Source organism: Virgibacillus phasianinus (assembly GCF_002216775.1).
In the GTDB taxonomy this organism is placed as follows: Bacteria; Bacillota; Bacilli; order Bacillales; family Amphibacillaceae; genus Virgibacillus_F; species Virgibacillus_F phasianinus.
Map to the genome: position 1 here is coordinate 1,603,853 of NZ_CP022315.1, position 20,552 is coordinate 1,624,404.

Sequence of the window (20,552 nt, forward strand, 5' to 3'; positions counted from 1 at the left end):
GTAAAAAAAAACGACCACAGCAGCGGTCGTTTTTTTGTAGCTTATTTAACCCTAACACCAATATCGCCACTGACATGGGGGACCCCGGTTGAGAATAGTTGAAGGGCTAACCTCGGTGTATCCAGTGCTGCTAGTTGGTTTTTCTTTACCTTAGCTTCAAATATACGCTGCTGTTCCCCGCCAGTTGCCAGTGCTTGGTTAACGTGGTAAAGAAGCATTATGTCATCCCAGTCATCTTTTTTAACATGCCCCGCAACAGTTTGTTCACATATGGATGCAAAGGCATCAATTTTCGGATCGTAGGATATGGCAACGAAAGGCGTACAGGTAATCGATGAAAAGATAAGCGAGTGCAATCTCATGCCAATTAATACACGTGATTGCCCGATAATCGAAATCTTTTCCTCTATGCTTGAATCGTGTGGAGCTATCCAGCTTTTCTCTGTCATCAATTCAGCAGTTTCCTTCGATGCCCGTTCATCGTATTTGCCATGCATTGGAACAAAGACAATTTCGTAGCCGTCACAGACTAGTTGATCTAGACAACTTGCCATTTTTTCCTTATACGGTATAGCGGTTGGCCAGTTCCGTACACTAACCGCGATTATAGGGTTACTAATTTGCTGTTGTTCGACCCAGCTGTTGGTAAATTTACTGCTATCGAGGCCGATTACTGGATCTGGTACAATACTGGTGGACTTATTTATACCAATATCCGTTAACAGGTTTTTCGAATTACTATCTCTTACGGTAATTTGGTCAACGTTATTAAGTGTCCTTTTTACAATCCATTTGTTTAATCTGCTTCTAATCGGTCCCATGCCCTGCGCATAAATGAAAACAGGTTTTTGGTACCACTGGGCAATTTTTATTATTCCGGTGTAATATGGTATTGACTTAATCCCGGTTTGATCCTGTAACAGGCTGCCACCACCACTAACCAGGCCGTCTGCTTTTTTCATAACACGGCTGATTTCTTTAAAATTCCATCGACTAACGGCATTGACATGGTATGTTTCCATGGTTGATCCAGGGTTGTGTGAAAGCACGGTAATGTCAACGCTTCGTTCAACTTTTCTCATGGCTTGAATAATAGAATACAGAATAGCTTCATCTCCTACATTATCAAAGCCATAATAACCGGACAACACGATGTGCATCAGGACCACCTCGCATGAATTGTTTTGGTAATGTAACGAAAACAGATTTTAACTAGATAAATCAGAAAGATACCAAGGATATAACCTATTACAATGCTATAGGCAGTCCGTAACAACGAAATATGTAACGGAATATGGAAGTGGGTGAAGGTATTCATAATTGATAAAAACCCAATCACACCGAGGATAAGCAGGAATTTACCCCACTTTTTATTAACCCCCATGGTGTACAAAGCTAAAATATATAGCGGGAAACCGATTAAAAACTCCTTGGTTCTGGGCCTTACGTATAAATACTCCTCTAATTTATGCCGGATCAGTAATTCAATTTCACTGACCGAACCGGCATTACCTGTACGGCTAATGTAATAAAAGATGACAAATCCAATAATCATAAGACTGATGATATGCCAATACTTCACTGGTGATCTCAAGACGGTAATAACTTCCTTAGCATTCATGAAACCAAATCTTTTACTGAACAAAATATAAAGAGCCAGGAACAGAATAGGGATGACATACACGAGCTTTACGCCCCTGAATAATTCGAATCCAGTAATAAATGCGTTGCCATTCAATAGTCCTGTTACGATTGCAATCCCGGCAAAGCTTATTCCGATAGCTCTTAAATACCGGAACGTAATATTTCGAATAGTGGTGGTTCCGTCACTGGATGAAATCACAGCATAAATCGGTGTGATGATAGCGATAATCAAGGCAAAAGCCTTTATTACAATTAGATTATGTATAGCAAAGGAAGCTAGTGCCAATAAAAACATAAATATTGGTGCTGCCAACCTTATTTTTTTATTTTCGATAATGCTCGCAGCCAGATAAGTGAACAAGATACCCGCTAACAAAACAGCTGCCTTTATCCAAAGGGGCGTATAAACTTCCCTGAAAGGTTCTGGAGATCCAGCGTTGAAAGACCCAGGCATATTTTCGGTTACTGCATCCAAAAAGCCCGTAGCCGCTGCCAAACTTTCAACAGGTTCTTCGTTTGGAAAGTGAAAAAAGATGGACCTGATATTCCGTTCTTTTATAGCACGCACAGCTCTGTCAACACTTTCCTCGGCAGATTCGGTCCCAAGGCGCATACTGTGGAGCCGGATGAAATCGTAATTTGTTTCTTTTGCAATTGATGGCAAGCCCATTTGGTTAGCGAATTCAATGCTATAAAACTGATAGCCAACTTCGTTAAGTTGATTCGCCCAGGTCTTGGCATTTTGAAGGTCAGGATAGCCAATTACTTCCTGCCCTGAAAACAATATGTTCGGTGCATCTTCACTTTTCAGATTGATTAATTGTTCCATTGTATGCTCGTTCCTAGCACTATTTGTAACAACGCCGTCTTTTGTTTCATTCACATTTTCCACTCGCAAAATGTAGTTGAGATCATGTTTCTTTACTAGTTTAATAGCTTCTTTGTTGTATCCCATATTGGCATGACGTAAAGTGCCATCTTCATCCGGAATAAAATATAAAGACTGATTATTTATCGTTACTTCTATCGGATCGAAGCTTTTTTTAATTTGCTTTATGTAAGTAGAATTTTTCGGTACGGTAATGTAAAACCCATCTTGTTTCTGTTGATAATCATCATCTTTAATATTGCTGAATTTCAACATTTTCTCCAATTCTTCCTGACCGTAAATTTCTACGATATCTTGTTTGTCCCACTGATCCAAGGTGACAGGGGATAAACTTACCGTATTTAAGCCAGCTTGCTTTAATGAAGAAAGTGCTTTATTCATCGAAATAGGGCTATCTATTGTTAAATTATAGATTTCCTGATAGGGGGTGGATAGCTCATATGTATTATTTTCAAATTCGGTTTTCCATCTGTCATATAAACCAGGTACCGAAATAAGCAATAGAACGATTGTCATAACCCAAAGCCAACTGCGCTTAATCAAGTCTATCAATCCTTTCTGTGTCAATTACTTACTTGGAGCGAATTCCTCTAATTGTATGTTTGTTTATTACTCTCATCAAATATAACTGGATAAAATAGAATCCAGTTCCGAAAAGTATGGCGATAACCGCGTAAGCCAATGCCTGAAGCCTTGACCAATCCGTAAAGTTGATAAACAGAGTAGGTATTCCGATAATCGCTGCCATGGTTAATGATGAAAAAACAATCTTGCCTGTTTCGATCGTTACAATTTTAGAAGTCAGCTGTTTAGAAATATAATAGGAATTGATAACGAACAAGATAATGTAAACTACTAAGGTCGATAGTGCTGCTCCCATCAATCCGAATAAATCAATGAGGTAGATATTCGCAATAGTTTTTAACACAACCCCAACTACAATAACCATTGCTGCTTGTTTAGCCAGATTCATTCCCTGTAATATCCCTGTCCCTAATACAACTAAAGATGTAAACACAGAACTTAAGCCTAAAATTGCAAGTGTTGAGCTACCCGCTGTATTCGTAAATAAGGCTAAATTTAATGGTAACGTTAAAGCTAAAAGTCCAAGCGCGGCCGGCCAGGAGGTCAGATGCGTTATTCTGTGCGTCTTTTCAATGATGGCGCGAGTTTCATCGTGTTCCTTCGCTGTTAATTTCGTTGTAATCAATGGAATTAACGGAAGGACGATGGAGGTAGCAAGTACTGTTGCAATTTGTACTAACGAAAGCCCGCGTCCATATATTCCATATAAATAGGTGATATCACTTGTTTTGATTCCGGCTGATTCAAGGCTATAGGGGATCGTGATGGAATCAACAAAGTTCAGCAATGCCATTGTAATTGTACCAATGGCAATGGGAATGGAGACTTTTAATATATTTATACTCCAGATGGAAAATGTCCGATAGGAATAAGTTCCACCTGAAGATAGTTTGAAAGGAGATCGAACATAGGTAATTCGTAAATAAAGAAGTGAGAACAGTGCTCCGATAATAGATCCTGCCATAACGCCGCCAGCTATAATGTCATCAGAGTAGCCTTGATTTACTAAATAATAGGCAACGAAAAGTATCAGTCCGACCCTGATAAATTGCTCAATAACTTGCGAAACCGCTGTTGGCCGCATGTCTTCAAATCCTTGAAAAAAACCCCGATACACTGCCATATAGGGAGCTACTAATAAAGTAGCGGCAACCACGATAAGAGCAAGCCGCGTGTTAGGTCCACCTAACGCAGTAGCAATTGATGAAGAAAAACTGTAGATTAATGTAAAGCTAATAATTCCAAATAAAATAGCCAAAATGCTGGCGGTGAAATATATTTGCCTAATATGTTCAGATTCATTTTTTGCTCTGGCCTCAGCAATAAGCTTAGAGATGGCAATAGGTATGCCTGCTACAGATAAGATTAAAGCTACCATATAGACTGGGTACACTATACTAAATATACCGAGTACCTCATCTCCAGCAATATTCTGAAGCGGGATGCGAAACACGCTTCCTAAAACTTTGGATAGTAAGGTAGCGGCAGATAATATCAAAGTACTTTTGACGAATGATGACCTGCTCATGAAGATCCCTTTACTTTCCGTTTAATAATTTGAATAGCGAACCGAGGGAGTGCCATCGCGCGTTTCCATCTGCTCGGCTGTTTGGCTATTCTATACAACCACTCCAAATTTAATTTCTGCCAAATAACCGGTGCGCGCGGGACAGTCCCAGCAATCGCATCAAGGCTGCCACCAACTCCAATGAACAAGCCTCGGTCAAATCCAGACAGATTTTCCGAAATCCATTTTTCCTGTCTTGGAACACCTAATGCCACAAATGTAATGTCTGGTTTCACATCCGCTATTCGCTCTGCAATATCGTTGTTGTGCCAATCAAAATACCCGTCATGGGAACCAACTATCTTAATTCCAGGATAATCATTGGCAATCCTATTCTCTGCCATTTGTAGTGTTTCTTTTTTCGCACCAAGCAGGAAGATTTTGTATTGCTTTTCATTGGCTTTTCCTAATAAGCCAATCATCGTGTCATACCCTGTTACCCGTCCGGGCAATGGCTTGTTTAGCAATTGGGCTGCCTTCACAATGCCAATTCCATCTGCGGTTATATATGTTGCCTGATGAATGAGATCCATAAAAGCCATGTCTTCATTGGCCATCATGACAACCTCAGGATTTGCCGTAACAACAAAGGTTTTTTCATGTAATTGAATCCTATTATCCAATAAGGAAATGAAGGATTTTTGGTCTGTATGTATAAAGGGAACTCCCATAATCGTTACTTGGTTCATAAAGCATTCGGACTCCTTTAAGATTAATCGTTCGATATATTCAATAATATAATAAACAATGGGAAGTAACAATTAATGGTCCGTTAATTTTCTGTAAACTTTCTGTAAATTTAAATTCAAATTCATTTATTCAAGAAATATCAGGATAGATCAAGATCCTAATTCTGGTTTATTTAAATTTATTAGAAAATTTTTAAAACAAATTGACTTTCAATTTAAAACATTGTAAAATTATGATGAAATTGTGTCAAAATATGGTAGGGAAGGAGATTGGGTTTTGGACGAAAAAATAAATAGGGGGAGAGCAATTAATGTACAGATTTAGAAAAGTCTTTTCTATCATTTTAATTTTGCTTTTAGTACTATCAAATGGAACATTTGCCTTTGCTAGTACAAATGACAAAGCAATATCAATCGATAAATCAAAATTAAGCAAAACCAGTCAACTAGATAAAATTAATAAGATAAAAAAACCCACTTTAGATGCTAACTTTAAAGACAGTGAGAAAGTAAGGGTAATTGTGGAGTTAGATGGAGAAACACCTTTAGAATATGCGAACAAAAAGGGTGTAATGTATAAAAGACTCGCGCAATCAATGAAAGACTCATTAACGAATAAAGTAGAAAAACAGCAAAAGGCTGCAAAAAGTGCAATTTCATCAAAGGGTATTGACATAAATTATAATTATGATTATGCAGTTTCATTTAATGGTTTCAGTGGAAAAGTAGAGTTCGGTAACATTGAAAAGATTGAAGCTGTACCAAACGTAAAAAATGTATACTTAGCAAATGAATATAATCGTCCAGTTGAGCCCAACTTGGATACTAGTCATGAGTACATTCAATCACATCAAACTTGGGCGGATGCAAATCTTAAAGGTGAAGGAATGGTAGTAGCAGTAATTGATACTGGCGTGGACCCTTCACATAGAGACTTTGTGTTAAGTGATGATACGGAAGAGGAACTGACTAAAAAAGAAGTAAAGGCAATTGTTGGTGAGGGAGAAGTCGAAGGTAAATACTTCACAGAAAAAGTGCCATTCGGTCACAACTATTTTGATCATAACAATACTGTTAAACCAGCAACTTCAGAGCATGGTATGCATGTTGCTGGGATTGTAGCAGCCAATGGCGATACACAAAATGGCGGCGTTAAAGGGGTAGCGCCAGAAGCGCAAGTATTAGGCATGAAAGTATTTAGTAATGATCCGAACTTTGAATCGACTTGGTCTGATGTGTATTTAGCTGCAATTGATGATGCTATTGCTCTTGGGGCCGACGTTCTAAACATGAGCCTTGGTTCAACAGCATCATTCTATGAAGCTAACAGTCCGGAAGATCTAGCGATTACGAGAGCAGTAGAAAATGGAATTGTTTCCGCAATCTCTGCAGGTAATTCTGGTAACATTGGTTACGGATGGGACAACCCATTTTATAAAAATCCTGATATAGGTGTTGTGGGTGCACCAGGATTAAATACAGACTCCATATCAGTCGCAGCATCCGGTAATACAGCTTATTTATATGAACATAAACTTTCTGTAGGCGATTTCCAAGCAACCGGATATGGCATTGATGATTGGACAGATTTGGCTGCTTCTCAAGAACTTGAGGTAGTAAGTTTGTCACAGTTAAAAGGTGTTGAAGAAGTACCGGGAGAAGCATGTAAGGTCTGTGGAAGTGCAGAAGACTTCGCTAGTGTTGATGTAGAAGGTAAAGTGGTCTTGGTAAAACGTGGTGATTTGGCGTTTATTGATAAAACAAATAATGCTGCAGCAGCTGGCGCAATCGGTATTATTGTTTATGATCATGGCCAATCACAATTTTATAAGGACCAAGGTGGGTGGGCAATACCATTCACAATGTTACACGCTGAAGATGGAACCGAACTTGAAAAGGTATTAAGTGAAGGTCCTAAAGCTTTAAATATTTCAAAACTTAATAGAGAAGAATCACCTGAAATGGGCAGAATGACTGAGTTTACTTCTTGGGGTACAACTCCTAGTTTAGAACTTAAGCCAGAAATAACTGCTCCAGGGGGCAATATTTACTCTACGTTAAATGATAATAAATATGGAGTGAAAAGTGGTACATCAATGGCAGCGCCACATGTTGCCGGTGGATCAGCACTAGTACAACAATATTTACAAAAAGATGATAGATTTGCTGACTTGTCTAATGAAGAACGTACACGTTTGGCTAAAGTATTATTAATGAATACTGCTGATGTCATTATGGATCTTAATGATCAGCCGTTTTCTCCGCGACGTCAAGGTGCAGGTATGATGCAACTGCTTAGTGCAGTACGAACTCCTGTGACAATTGTGGATTCTTCTACAGACGAGGCAAAGGTTGAATTAAAAGATTTCCAATCTAAAACATTTGAAATGACATTTACAGCAGAAAATATTTCAGATAAAGATGTTACTTACAATGTGGATACAAGTGTATTAGCAGATACATTACAAAAAACTACTGATGTAGACTATAACGCATTAATTGCAGGTAACATGAAAGATGTAAATATCGATTCACCAGAATCAATTACAGTACCTGCTGAAGAATCAACCTCATTTACAGTATCTGTTGATTTAACAAATGCAAAAATCCCAGGTCTTACAGCAGACGGGGAGAAAACTTCTTTTGATTTAAGAGAAAACATCTTTGTCGAAGGTTTTGTTAAATTAACACCGGAAGATAAAACAATTGCTGATCTTTCTATTCCATATGTTGGCTTTTATGGTAATTGGGACGAGCCAGAAGTACTTGATGGCATTCAAGACTTGGGTGAGGAAAGATTCTATAACTTTGACAAATTGTTTGGACCTGGTGTCGGGCATGACATGTTATTCGGAGAAGAAGGATATTTCGTTAAACCTGTTGAAATAGATGGAAAGCTTTATTACCCAGTATCACCAAATGGAGACGGACAGTATGATACAGTTTATCCGTTACCAGCATTTATGCGTAACGCAACAGAAATGCAATTCAATATTTTGAACGAGGACGAGAAGCAAATACGTCGCGTATTGGTTGAGCATGATGTTGTCAAAACATATTTTGACGGTGGTAATGGTTCGTATTATAGTTTCAACCCTGTAAGAGCATGGGATGGAAAAAATCTATCAAATGTTGTAGATGATGGTGTATACTACTACGAGATTAAATCGTTGATAGATTACAAGGGTGCAGAATGGCAATCAGATAAATATCCATTATATGTGGATACAACTGCGCCAGAGGTAAATGCAACATATAATGCTGAGTCTGGTGTACTAAATATTGATGCAACGGATAGTGGAGTTGGTATCCTTGAATTTAGTGTTTCACTTGACGGAAATTTATTAGGTTATGTTCCTGGTGATACAAAAGAGGTAAATTTACCAGGTTTACCTGAGGGAAGCAAAGTCACCGTGGAAGCAACTGATAATGCAGCAAATAGTTCATCTGATGTTGTGTCATTTGGTGATGAAGAAGCACCAATGATTTATGCGGATGAACATGCACCCGAACCATACGGTGCATATAGTAAACGTGAGATTCCTGTAAAGGGATATGTACAAGAAGATGTTGCATTAGAATCATTTACCGTTAATGGTAAGGAAATAGATGTTGAAAAAGATGGTAATAAATATAAATTTACAACGGTAGTCAAGTTTGATAGTGATGGCGCAAAAGACATTAAACTTAAAGCAGTTGACAACGCTGGAAAAGAACATGCTATTAACCGACCAATCTTTGTTGATACAACAAATCCGTCTATGGAATATGAAGTACCGAAAGTTGTGGACAATGATGTTGATAGTATTAAAGTGGATTTCAACCTAAAGGATAATTTTAATTACCTATCGCTAAAGGTTAATGATGATCATGTGTATGAATTACCATTCAAAGGTCCATCAACATATGTAAATCCGGCCAATGAAACAGTTCAACACACTTTATCACTTAAACCAGGCGATAACGTATTTACATTAACACTTGAGGATTTTGCTGGAAATGTAACAACCAAAGAGTTTACTGTATATCGTAATGAGTCAGAATCACGTGTTGATCGTTTGGCAGGAGCTACTCTTTACCATACCGCGGTTGAAGTAAGTAAAGAGGGATGGGAAAAATCAGATACAGTGGTTCTAGCTCGTGGGGATCGCTTTGGCGATGCGCTGGCTGGTATTCCATTAGCTAAAAAGTACGATGCACCATTATTGTTAACAGAATCCAATAAATTTACAAAAGTTACTAAGGAAGAAATTACACGTTTAGGTGCTAAAACAGTTTATATTCTTGGTGGAGAACTTGCTGTTACTAAGTCGGTTGAGGCTGATTTAAAAGAACAAGGTATAACTGTACACCGGATTGGTGGAGCAAATCGTTTTGAAACATCTGTAAATGTGGCTAAAGAGGTTGTTGAAAACGGAAAATCCAATGAAGTTGTAGTTGTTAATGGAATGAACTTCCCAGATGCTTTATCTGTAGGTTCATATGCAGCTATGGAGGGATTACCGATACTATTAGTTAATGGGAAGGAGCTTCCTAAGTCTGCTGAAAAGCTAATGTTTGATTTTGGTGTTACAAAGACTCTTGTGGTGGGTGGACCTAGTGTTGTATCCAAAGACTTGATGAATCAGTTACCACATCCATATCGAGTTGCAGGCGGTAACCGTTATGAAACAGCAATAGCGGTAGCAGAATACTTTGATCTAGATACAAATCATTACTTTGTAGCAACTGGTAGACATTTTGCTGATGGCCTTTCAAGTGGAGCGCTCGCTGCTAAAAGAGGCGAAGGTATACTATTAGTAACTGACCATGTTCCAGAAGTTGTAGAAGAGTTTATTACCAAAAGTGATTTAGATCTTTTAACAGTTATTGGAGGACCAATTGCAATAAGTAAGAATGTTGAAAAGGCACTAAACAAGCTTCTTGGAAATTAATTTACCGGAAATGCTAATAGAAAAGGATCCCAAAAATAAGGGATCCTTTTCTAATGGTCTTATTAGCTTTGATCAACCGCTTTGTATTGCTTTTCTTCGGTGTAAAGGGATGAAACAAGTGATTTGCAAGAATTTCCTATTGAATATTGATTCCATCTCTGCGCAAAGTCTTTGATTTGTTTTAAGTCAAAATTGTTATTGCAAATTATTTGTAAAAGTTCATCCGTATTATTTACAATTGGACCAGGAATAAGCCTCTTGTAGTCTTCACAAAACCCTCTATCTTTTTTGTATTCATCCAAATCATAAGCAAAAAATATCATTGGTCGTTCGAGCAATGAAAATTCGAATGGGATAGATGAATAGTCGGTAATTAGGATATCCGTAATAACCAACAATTCATTAACATCGGTAATATCTGATACATCATAAACAAAATTAGAATAGGCATTGTAAAAATCACTTTTTATTGCGGGATGAAGTTTTAAAAACAAAACATATTGGTCCGATAGCTGTTCCTCAAGCCTTTGAATATCCAGGGCGATTTTTGCCTCATTGAGTTTATTATCTCGATAGGTAGGTGCGTATAAGATTACTTTTTTGCGATTGATTATAGGAAATCTTGATTTTAATTCCTGTTCCACTTCACGCATTTTAGTGATGTCATGGAAAAAGTCTGTACGCGGTATACCTGTACGCATAATGGCATTATTTGAAACTCCAAAACTTTCCCTGAATATATTAGCCATTTTTTCCGATCCAACCACCACATGTGTAAAACGATGATAAACTTTTACAAATCGTTCATATGCACGTGAAGATCGTCTTTCAACAGACGGGTCTTTTAAACCAAATTGCTTAATGGCACCAGCGGCATGCCATAATTGAATGCATTGAACGTTTGGTTTGAAATCAGTTACTGCTAAAAATCCATAATAATTATCAATGAAAATTTTATCGGAAGTTGCAAGATGATAAATGGATTGAATCCAATCAGATAAATAGAATCCCTTAAAAGATAATTCTTTACCATTTGGAATATGTCCAAAATCAATTTTACATTGGGAGGTTTTAAGAATAACAACCGGATCATCAACTTGTTTTTCCAACTCTTTTAGTGTAAACAAAATATTATCCCCAAATGAAGCAACAAAAACTGTTTTCTTCTTCTGGGGAATTAAATTAAAGATATAAAAGAGTGTACGAAAAACAAAAAGGTACACAGTAATTGCTAATTCTCTAGCCATTGTTTGATTTATTCAAATCTTTTTTAATTTGTGTGGTTGAAATTCCTACTGTCCGCGGTAAATAAACTACATCACAATACTCTGCTAAGAAGTCAAATTTACCCTTCCAGTCATCTCCCATAACAAATACATCAACATCATTATTTTGAACATCTTGTACTTTTTGTTCCCAGTTATGCTCTGGAATAACCTCATCAACATAACGCACTGCCTCAAGAATTGCTTTTCGTTGTTCAAAGCTGTAATATGCTTTCTTATCTTTTAGTGCATTAAATTCATCTGAAGAAATTGCAACAATCAAATAGTCTCCGTATTCTTTGGCACGACGCAATATATTAATATGACCAACGTGTAATAGGTCGAATGTTCCGTATGTGATTACTTTTTTCATTCAATAACCTCCATGAAGTAATACGATTTATTTATATAATACCATACTTTATTTACATAAAAATAACAAAACTCCTACAAATGTATTTTGAATTTGAAAGAAAAACTTTCTGAGATAATTACAAAATACTACTATATTAGTATACTACGAAATTAAAATAATAGAAACAAGCATTTTTTGCTAATAAACTATCTGAATTAACAAATTGAACAATGGAATTTTTTTCATAAAGTATTAACATTCGACAAATTATAATGCATAATATGATAAAAGAGGTGGTTTATTAAAATACAGTTACAAATAGATTACTAGACCGTATAGGCACTTTTTTTTAGTTTATATATATGGAGGTATTTAATGAAAAGGATAGCAATAGCAATTATTACGTTGTTAATTTTTAGTTTAACATTCCCCAGTCAAATTTTAGCAGGTAGTAATGGTAATGTTGAAAACAAAATCGAACAATCAGAACTGACTCATCCACAATTGGAAAACGAAGAGATAAAACAAGAAAGTGAAACAATTAATAAAGATTATGAAAACACAAACAAAACAGAACGCACCACAGATGAAGACAATCCAGATGGAAATAAGTCAGTAAAAGAAGCAAATACCAATCATACAGATGAACCTTCAGTAATAATGGAGGAAAAAACAAAAAATATAGAAGACAATTCACAAGAAGAACATAAAACAAATAAAGAAAAAGAAACTGTAATAGAAGATAATAATTCAGCAAGTAATCAGGAAAAGGTAAAAAAGGAAAAGAAACAACCGGATATAACAAGGAAAACTGAAATGGATTCAATAAATAGGAATAAATCGGTAAATCAATTAACCGAATCCAAATCCGATACTATTACTGAAAAAGAAATAAAAAAAAATAATACAAGCAGAATAGGTCACATTCGAAGTCTAAGTGTGATGATTTATAAAAATCTGACTGATATGTCATCCTATATAGCTGCGGGCGAGGAATATACTAACCGAGTTTATTACATTAAGGAAGAGGCCTATGTTAATGAGGATACGTATTATCTTATAAGTTTAGAGCCAAGCAGAATTAATGGAGTAGTAGGATGGGTGAAGGCCAAGGACATGTCTACATACACCCATACCGGAATTGATAGTAAGACCAAAACCTTTTATATAAAAGGAACAGGTAGTGCTTATAGCAAGGCTTGGGGTGGTTCAAAGGATTTAGTTTACTCAGATATGAAAAAATTTGAAGATCAAAAATTTACCGTGTATCTAACAGAGGCTGTAGGAAATAATACATGGTATCGAGGAAAGTTGAATGGTCAGATAATATGGTTACACGAAGCCTATGTAAAGTCTTACACAAAAAGTCCCACAAGCAGAATAGGCCATATAAGAAGCGAAAGTGTAAAAATATATAGAACATTAGATGATCAAGATTCTGCGGTTACGGCCGGGGAAGAATATACAAACCAAGTTTATTATATAAAAGAACAGGCTCAGTTAGGCAGTCAGGTCTATTATTTAATAAGTTTGGAGCCAAGTATGATAAGTGGGGTAGTAGGTTGGGTGAAAGCTGAAGACATGTCCACATACACTCATACCGGAATTGATAGTAAGACCAAAACCTTTTATATAAAAGGAACAGGCAGTGCTTATAGTAAAGCATGGGGTGGTTCAAAGGATTTAGTATACGAAGATATGTCCCAATATCAAAATCAGGAATTCATTGTTTATTTAACTGAAGCAGTTGGAAATAACATATGGTATCGCGGTAAATTGAACGGACAAACGATATGGTTGCATGAAGCCTATGTAGTAGAGCATAGCCAAAGTCATACTAGTAAACTTGGACATATTGTAAGTTCAAATGTGAAAATTTATAAGCACCCATACGGTGAATCATCGTATAAAATTGCAGGTGAGGAATATACAAATCAGGTTTATTACATTAAAGAACAAGCGGTAACTAATGGACAAACGTATTATTTAATAAGTATAGAACCTAGTAGAATCAATGGAGTAGTAGGTTGGGTGAGGGCCGAAGACATGTCTACATACACTCATACTGGAATTGATAGAAAGACCAAAACCTTTTATATAAAAGGAACAGGCAGTGCTTACAGTAAAGCGTGGGGCGGTTCAAAGGATTTAGTATACGAAGATATGTCCCAATATGAAAATCAGGAATTCACTGTTTATTTAACAGAAGCGGTTGGAAATAACACATGGTATCGCGGTAAACTGAACGGAAAAACAATATGGTTACATGAAGCTTACGTAAAATCATCTATTCAAAGTCATACAAGTAAATTAGGACATATAAGAAGTACAAGTGTGAAAATATTCAATAGTTTAGAAAGTGATTCGACATATACGACAGCGGGAGAAAAGTATACAAATCAAGTGTACTACATTAAAGAACAAGCTATTTCTAAAGAACAAACCTATTACCTTATTAGTCTGGAACCTAGTAGGGAGAGAGGGGTAGTAGGTTGGGTAAAAGCGGAAGATTTATCGACTAATCCGCATGTTGGAGTAGACAGTAAAACAAAATTATTCTCTATTGAAGGCAGCGGTAACGCCTACGCCAAAGCGTGGGGCGGTTCAAAAGATATTGTCTACGGCGATTTATCTAAATATGAAAATCAGCTCTTTACAGTGAATTTAACTGAAAGGGTCGGTGGAAACATATGGTACCGCGGTATATTAAATAATAAAGAAGTCTGGATACATGAATCATTTTTAAATGAATACGTTAATTCAAACACATATTATGATTTAACATTTTCTGAGGCCTTGCAAGCACAAATTAATGCAAATGCACAAACAACAAACGAATATAAAACCTACGTCTCAAAAAGATACATTAATGACCAAGATAAAGTATATAACGCACAGGTGTTAAATGTTCGTGGTGGACCTAGTACAAATTACTGGATTGTTGGTCAGATAACCGAGGGAACAAGGGTTACAATTCTGGACGAGGTTAATGGATGGTATGAAATTGAATTTACAAAATACCACCAATTTGTAAATGCAAGTCCCACTGATATAGCTTATTATATGAATCCAGATAATTTTATTAACAATAAGTATCAGAAGTTTCAATTTCTAGATCTATCTCTTAACAGTTCCGCAGATGCAACTAACTTAAATAGGATATTAGAAGGGAACGGAATACTTGAAGGCATGGGTGGCGCATTTATTGAAGGTGGATTAAAGTACCATGTAAATGACGTTTACTTAGTGTCACACGCAAAGCTTGAGACCGGAAATGGTACCTCTGAGCTTGCAACGGGTATTAGCAGATGGGTTAAAAGAGATATGGATAACGATGGCAAAATAGTAAGAGACAAAAATGGCAACCCAATCATAATGGATATATCACCTAGGAAAGTATACAATATGTACGGAGTGGGTGCCTTTGATGGATGCGCATATGATTGTGGTGCTCAAACTGCATATGAAAATGGGTGGTTCGACGTTAGGACAGCAATTATAGAAGGTGCCCAATTCATTGGGCGGTATTACGTAAATGCTGGTCAGAATACAATATACGAAATGAGATGGAATTATTCATCTAGTGGATATGCTACTCACCAATATGCAACAGATATAGGTTGGGCCTCAAAACAAGTGTATACTATGTATGACCTCTATCAACAATTGGAGTCCTATGTTATTTATCTAGATATACCGGTTTATAAGGGTTAAAGTGAAACACACTATCTATTTTTAGATAGTGTGTTTCATTTTAAACGCATATGAAAATATACTTGTTCATTATTGAAATTTATTATTTAGAGCAAAATCAACTACTTCTAACCATTTCTCCTTGTATATTTTTTTACTGAAATGATTTTCAATATATTTGTTTCCCTGCTTTCCCATTTTGATTGCTTTTTGTGGATTTTCAAACATATAAGTCATTTTTGCACCAAGCTCTTCAATATTACCACTTTCTACTATAAACCCATTTTCATCATTAACAATCATGTCGTTTGGTCCATATTTAATATCATAACTAATAACTGGTGTTTTATTATACATACTTTCCATTACGGACAACGCAAACCCTTCCTTTTTAGATGTTAATACTGAAAAAATTCCTTTTTGATATATGTCATCAGGATTGTGTGTGTAACCTTTTAAAAATACGTTATTTTCTAATTTAAGATTTTTAATCAGTTTCTCCAGGTTTGCTTCCTGATCACCTTTTCCCCAAATTTCAAGTTGTGCATCAGGAACTTTTTCAACAGTCAATTGGAAGGCTTTGATAATATGGTCAATCCTTTTTAGAGTGGATAATCTGCTGACAACAATGCCTAGTTTTGTATTTTTACTTTTATTTTTGATTAATCCTTTAATAGATTTTTTATTATCTTCATGATAATGCGGTATCACTTGATATGGCGATTTATGACCAACTTGGCTAATAATATCCCGTTTTTGTTCTTCAGTCAAAAAGACCGCTGCATCAAACTTTTCTATATTTTCCATGCCAGCTTTTACTTTACTTGTAATAGGTGAATCTACTTCAAAGGGTTCATCCAGGTGGCTGCTGTGTAACCTCCAAATTGTAGCCGCTTTAGGATGTTTGAAATTAATTAAAACTTCATCCGTACTTCTAGTATCTGAAACAATTACAGACTTCTCATTAGGAATTCTGTTTACCACTTTTGTTAACCAATCCACCTTATGAGATACATCATCATCTACAAATGTATTCCTAATGGAAGAGTCCTCGTTAAATAATAGAATCCGTTGAACTTTTCCATTGCCAGGGTTATTCCATTGGGTTAAGTATGCTCTTCCATCATTATCATAGTAAATAAGTTGGCGCGGTTTATTTAGGACTAAGTCCATATAGGAAACTTTTTTGAGGTTCCCCCATAAATCATAAACTTCACGTTTTGTTCGATATCTATTTTCATTAAAGTAATCTATGAAATCCAATGAATTATCTTTATTAAGTGCTATATACTTTGTATAGATTCCGTTTTTGTATATTCTGTAAGCATTATAACCTTCTCTTATGTCAAATGGGTGGCCTTCAGAAAGCTGGTCTAAAGAAACTTTCTGTGATGCAGCATTACTTACTAGTGGTTTGCTAAAACCCTCAAACTCTTCGTACATGTTTAGGATAGTTACATCTTTATGAACCTTATTCATTTCCAACAACTTTTTGCGTATACGTGGGTATTTAGGATTAAAGTTGAATGTAAGCATATACGTATCATATCCCATTTCAGCAAAAAAAGAAGCTTGTTTTAAAGATGCCCTCGTAAGACCACCTCTCTCTAAATCTATAGAATTCATTAAAAAATACATTGTTGGTTTCATTAGTAATACCTCACTTTAAATTAAATGTAATATTATCATGTATAAATTGAAGTTACATAAACAAAATTAACTATAAATAGTGTACTATAAATAGATGGTTAAATGTAAATTTGAAAAAACTTAAGCTCGTATAATATAATATGGATTGTACATCATACAATTGAGAGGAGTACACAGTCATCATGTCGGAAAACGATTTAAAAAATAGAAAGTTGATTAAACTAAGCGTTCAAAATAATACATATACACTTCAAGTGCCTTTTCGTAATGAGTACTTAGATAGTTATAACTCCTATTATTTCGCATTATCACATAGGTATGGTGAAGAAGTAATAGAAGTCGATTCTTCTATTATATCTGAGGAAGAAGAGTATACAATTTTTGAATTATACTTTTCATTTGATTCACATAAAGAACAATTTTCCACTCTTGAGATATGGGATTTGTCTCTATTTAAAGAAAAAGATGGTGAAGTTTCTAAAGTACGAATAAAAAGTAATTATGATAATTTACGATTTAATACTATCATATTATCTGAAAGAGAAAAGATTTTTTATCCTTTTACAACAAAAAAAGGTAATGTTTCATTTCGTATTAATGAATACCAATTGTTTTGTAACTTTGATGAGATTAAACTTTCAAATGACAAGCTAGAGTTCTCTGGGCATTTTAATTATGCCCCTTTATATCTTACCGATGACTGTACTCTTATTAATTTAGAAGTAATTGTAGTGAATAATTTGGATGATACTGAGATCAAAATTCCTGTTCAAAAAGATGAAAGAACTGATCTCTTTGACAAATACAATAAAAATAAAAAACTGTTAGACGCTGGTTTTAAAGGTGAATTTAATTACTTTTCATATATAGTCTTAGACAAAAGAAAATATTTTAAATTTTATTTGGAGTTAACCTATGAAAAGGATGGAAAACAACAAACTGTAAGAAGCACACGGGCACGCTGCAATCATAAAAAGAATCCATCACAGGTCAACTTCCTAAAATATAATAACAAAAAAATGAAAATGAAAATTAAACCAACCAGAAAATCAAAATATTTATCTTTTCAAATTTCAGAGTATAACGTAAAAAATGAAGTGTATCGAAAATTAAAATCCAATTGGGTCAAAATCAGAAGAGGCAGTACACTGAAAAAGTTATACAAATTAGCTTTTGTCATTTTAGGGTATTTACCAGTAAAAAGAAAAGTGATTATGTTCGAGAGCTTTTTAGGAAAGCAGTATAGTGATAGCCCCAGGGCAATATATGAATATCTATTACAAAATGACCCTTCATATGAAATGTATTGGAGTGTTGATCGTAGGCACATGAGGTCTTTTGATGATAAGGATGTAAATTACGTCCGTCGATTTTCAATAAAATGGTTATTGTTGATGGCGCGTGCAGGTTATTGGGTATCAAATAGTCGTTTACCACTTTGGATTCCAAAGCCAAATCATACGATTTATTTACAAACATGGCATGGAACGCCCTTGAAACGTCTGGCGGCTGATATGGATGAAGTTCATATGCCAGGAACTAACACTGTTAAATACAAACAAAACTTTATAAAAGAGGCAAGCAAATGGGATTATCTTGTATCCCCAAACGCGTACTCAACAGAAATTTTCGAGCGGGCATTCCAATTTAAAAAAACAATGATTGAATCTGGCTACCCTAGAAATGATTTTCTATTAAATTCAAATAATGAGGAAACAATAAATCAAATTAAACAAAAGGCAAAGCTTCCAAAAGATAAAAAGGTAATATTGTATGCCCCAACATGGAGAGATAATCAGTTTTATGCAAAAGGTAAATATAAATTCAACCTTATGCTAGATTTAGAACGGTTAAAAGAAGAGTTTAGTAAAGATTATATAGTTATATTAAGACTACATTACCTGGTAGCTGAGAACTTGGACTTGACAGGGTTTGAGGGGTTTGTATATGACCTTTCACATCATGAGGATATCAGGGAATTGTATCTAATAGCTGATTTATTAATTACAGATTATTCTTCTGTTTTCTTTGACTATGCAAATTTACGGAGACCAATGTTGTTCTTCGTATATGACATTGAAGATTATCGGGATAACCTTCGCGGCTTTTATTTTGATTTTGAAGAGAAGGCTCCTGGCCCTTTAGTAAAAACAACGGAAGAGGTCATTTCTTCTATTAAAAGGTTAGATAAAATTGGTTTTAATCCTTCAGATACTACTGAGGCTTTTTATGAGAAATTTTGTTATCTAGAGGATGGAAATGCTAGTGAAAGGGTCGTAAAGCAAGTATTTAAAAGGTAATAATTAGGCTTACACCCGAATATTGGGTATAAGCCTTTAATTTATTGTCTTTTACAAGGGTAGCTTGTATAATTTAGTAATGTATAAAATCAAGTTCAACTTATTTAACTTATTATTAATATAAAGATTTGAGAGGACCTCTTTTATGAAAGCTGCTATAACGGTAATCAAAGAGCAGTTAAATCATTTTTATCTTATAAAAAGACTTTCTGCTTATGAAATTAAAAATCAAAACAAAAATAATTATCTTGGAATGGCCTGGGAGGTTATAAACCCATCCGTTCAAATACTCATTTATTGGTTTGTATTTGGAGCTCTTAGAGACAGAAATCCAATTGAAATAGTACCTGGAATGGAAGTGCCGTTTATAAATTGGCTACTTGCGGGATTTATATTGTGGATCTTTTTTTATCAGGCAACGATACAAGGATCTAAGTCTATTTATACTCGGTTACGAATGCTATCGAAAATGAATTTTCCAATGAGTATCATACCCAATTTTGTTATATTTTCAAAGTTCTATATACATCTGTTTATGCTTATGATAGCCGTAATTATTTTTCAATTAACAGGCTATTATGTGAATATATATTATTTTCAACTAGTTTATTTTTTATTTGCTACATTTTGTTTAATATTTTCTATATCGTTAATAACATCTACACTTTCTACCATTATAAGGGATGTGCATATGTTTTTAAATTCAACGTTGAGGATGGGGTTATATTTATCAGGTGTTTTGTGGCCAATCACTATTTTACAGGACTTCCCACACTGGATAACCGTGGTTTTGAAGCTTAATCCACTATATTACTTGATTGAGGGTTATAGGGCTGCCTTATTTGGAACAGAATGGCATGTAATCACACATTGGGAATATACGTTATACTTTTGGGCAGTGGTATTAGTATTATTTTATTTTGGGTCGACATTACATGTGAAATTTAGAAGACACTTTATTGATTACTTATAAAGGCTTGT

At 35.3% G+C, this 20,552-nt stretch carries 11 protein-coding genes; 4 read left to right on the forward strand and 7 right to left on the reverse strand.

Features of this window, described 5'->3' with window-relative positions; genetic code table 11:
- Window positions 1-41: 41 nt before the first annotated feature.
- From csaB to CFK37_RS08160, 4 genes are read right to left on the reverse strand one after another with little or no spacing between them, the layout of a single operon-like run.
- The gene (gene csaB, locus CFK37_RS08145; protein ID WP_089061397.1) at window positions 42-1,160 is read right to left on the reverse strand and encodes a polysaccharide pyruvyl transferase CsaB; all 1,119 of its coding nucleotides are present in this window, start codon (window positions 1,158-1,160) and stop codon (window positions 42-44) included.
- Window positions 1,160-3,076, reverse strand: coding sequence for a DUF5693 family protein (locus tag CFK37_RS08150; protein WP_089061398.1), 1,917 nt, complete (start codon window positions 3,074-3,076; stop codon window positions 1,160-1,162). Before CFK37_RS08150 ends, csaB begins: the two co-directional genes overlap by 1 nt.
- A 28-nt stretch (window positions 3,077-3,104) precedes the next feature.
- A complete protein-coding gene (locus CFK37_RS08155) occupies window positions 3,105-4,646 on the reverse strand; it encodes a putative polysaccharide biosynthesis protein (RefSeq protein WP_089061399.1) in 1,542 nt (513 codons plus the stop codon).
- Window positions 4,643-5,374, reverse strand: coding sequence for a WecB/TagA/CpsF family glycosyltransferase (locus CFK37_RS08160; RefSeq protein ID WP_089061400.1), 732 nt, complete (start codon window positions 5,372-5,374; stop codon window positions 4,643-4,645). Before CFK37_RS08160 ends, CFK37_RS08155 begins: the two co-directional genes overlap by 4 nt.
- Before the next feature lie 311 nt (window positions 5,375-5,685).
- Between CFK37_RS08160 and CFK37_RS08165 the strand changes: the two genes are divergently transcribed.
- The gene (locus CFK37_RS08165) at window positions 5,686-10,308 is read left to right on the forward strand and encodes a cell wall-binding repeat-containing protein (RefSeq protein WP_089061401.1); all 4,623 of its coding nucleotides are present in this window, start codon (window positions 5,686-5,688) and stop codon (window positions 10,306-10,308) included.
- 62 nt (window positions 10,309-10,370) lie between these two features.
- Here CFK37_RS08165 and CFK37_RS08170 read toward each other — a convergent pair whose 3' ends face one another.
- A complete protein-coding gene (locus CFK37_RS08170; protein ID WP_089063574.1) occupies window positions 10,371-11,435 on the reverse strand; it encodes a CDP-glycerol glycerophosphotransferase family protein in 1,065 nt (354 codons plus the stop codon).
- A gap of 112 nt (window positions 11,436-11,547) precedes the next feature.
- Window positions 11,548-11,946, reverse strand: a complete 399-nt coding sequence (gene tagD / locus CFK37_RS08175) for a glycerol-3-phosphate cytidylyltransferase (RefSeq protein WP_089061402.1) — start codon at window positions 11,944-11,946, stop codon at window positions 11,548-11,550.
- A gap of 357 nt (window positions 11,947-12,303) precedes the next feature.
- Here tagD and CFK37_RS08180 point away from each other — a divergent pair, with 357 nt between their 5' ends.
- Window positions 12,304-15,642 carry an N-acetylglucosaminidase gene (locus tag CFK37_RS08180; RefSeq protein ID WP_089061403.1) on the forward strand — a complete coding sequence of 1,113 codons (3,339 nt, stop codon included), beginning with the start codon at window positions 12,304-12,306 and terminating at the stop codon, window positions 15,640-15,642.
- A 69-nt stretch (window positions 15,643-15,711) separates the two neighbouring features.
- Here the strand turns inward: CFK37_RS08180 and CFK37_RS08185 are convergent, their stop codons facing one another.
- Window positions 15,712-17,271 carry a glycosyltransferase gene (locus tag CFK37_RS08185; protein WP_089061404.1) on the reverse strand — a complete coding sequence of 520 codons (1,560 nt, stop codon included), beginning with the start codon at window positions 17,269-17,271 and terminating at the stop codon, window positions 15,712-15,714.
- Between the two features lie 182 nt (window positions 17,272-17,453).
- Between CFK37_RS08185 and CFK37_RS08190 the strand changes: the two genes are divergently transcribed.
- Complete coding sequence (locus CFK37_RS08190; protein WP_089061405.1) at window positions 17,454-19,571, forward strand: CDP-glycerol glycerophosphotransferase family protein; 2,118 nt, start codon at window positions 17,454-17,456, stop codon at window positions 19,569-19,571.
- 145 nt (window positions 19,572-19,716) lie between these two features.
- The gene (locus CFK37_RS08195) at window positions 19,717-20,544 is read left to right on the forward strand and encodes an ABC transporter permease (RefSeq protein ID WP_089061406.1); all 828 of its coding nucleotides are present in this window, start codon (window positions 19,717-19,719) and stop codon (window positions 20,542-20,544) included.
- Window positions 20,545-20,552 lie beyond the last annotated feature (8 nt).

Bases quoted from the DNA above. Each gene is read 5' to 3' on its own strand.
- csaB (WP_089061397.1), bottom strand. From the start codon at position 1,160: ATGCACATCGTGTTGTCCGGTTATTATGGCTTTGATAATGTAGGAGAT.
- CFK37_RS08155 (WP_089061399.1), bottom strand. From the start codon at position 4,646: ATGAGCAGGTCATCATTCGTCAAAAGTACTTTGATATTATCTGCCGCT.
- CFK37_RS08160 (WP_089061400.1), bottom strand. From the start codon at position 5,374: ATGAACCAAGTAACGATTATGGGAGTTCCCTTTATACATACAGACCAA.
- CFK37_RS08165 (WP_089061401.1), top strand. From the start codon at position 5,686: ATGTACAGATTTAGAAAAGTCTTTTCTATCATTTTAATTTTGCTTTTA.
- tagD (WP_089061402.1), bottom strand. From the start codon at position 11,946: ATGAAAAAAGTAATCACATACGGAACATTCGACCTATTACACGTTGGT.
- CFK37_RS08180 (WP_089061403.1), top strand. From the start codon at position 12,304: ATGAAAAGGATAGCAATAGCAATTATTACGTTGTTAATTTTTAGTTTA.
- CFK37_RS08185 (WP_089061404.1), bottom strand. From the start codon at position 17,271: ATGAAACCAACAATGTATTTTTTAATGAATTCTATAGATTTAGAGAGA.
- CFK37_RS08190 (WP_089061405.1), top strand. From the start codon at position 17,454: ATGTCGGAAAACGATTTAAAAAATAGAAAGTTGATTAAACTAAGCGTT.
- CFK37_RS08195 (WP_089061406.1), top strand. From the start codon at position 19,717: ATGAAAGCTGCTATAACGGTAATCAAAGAGCAGTTAAATCATTTTTAT.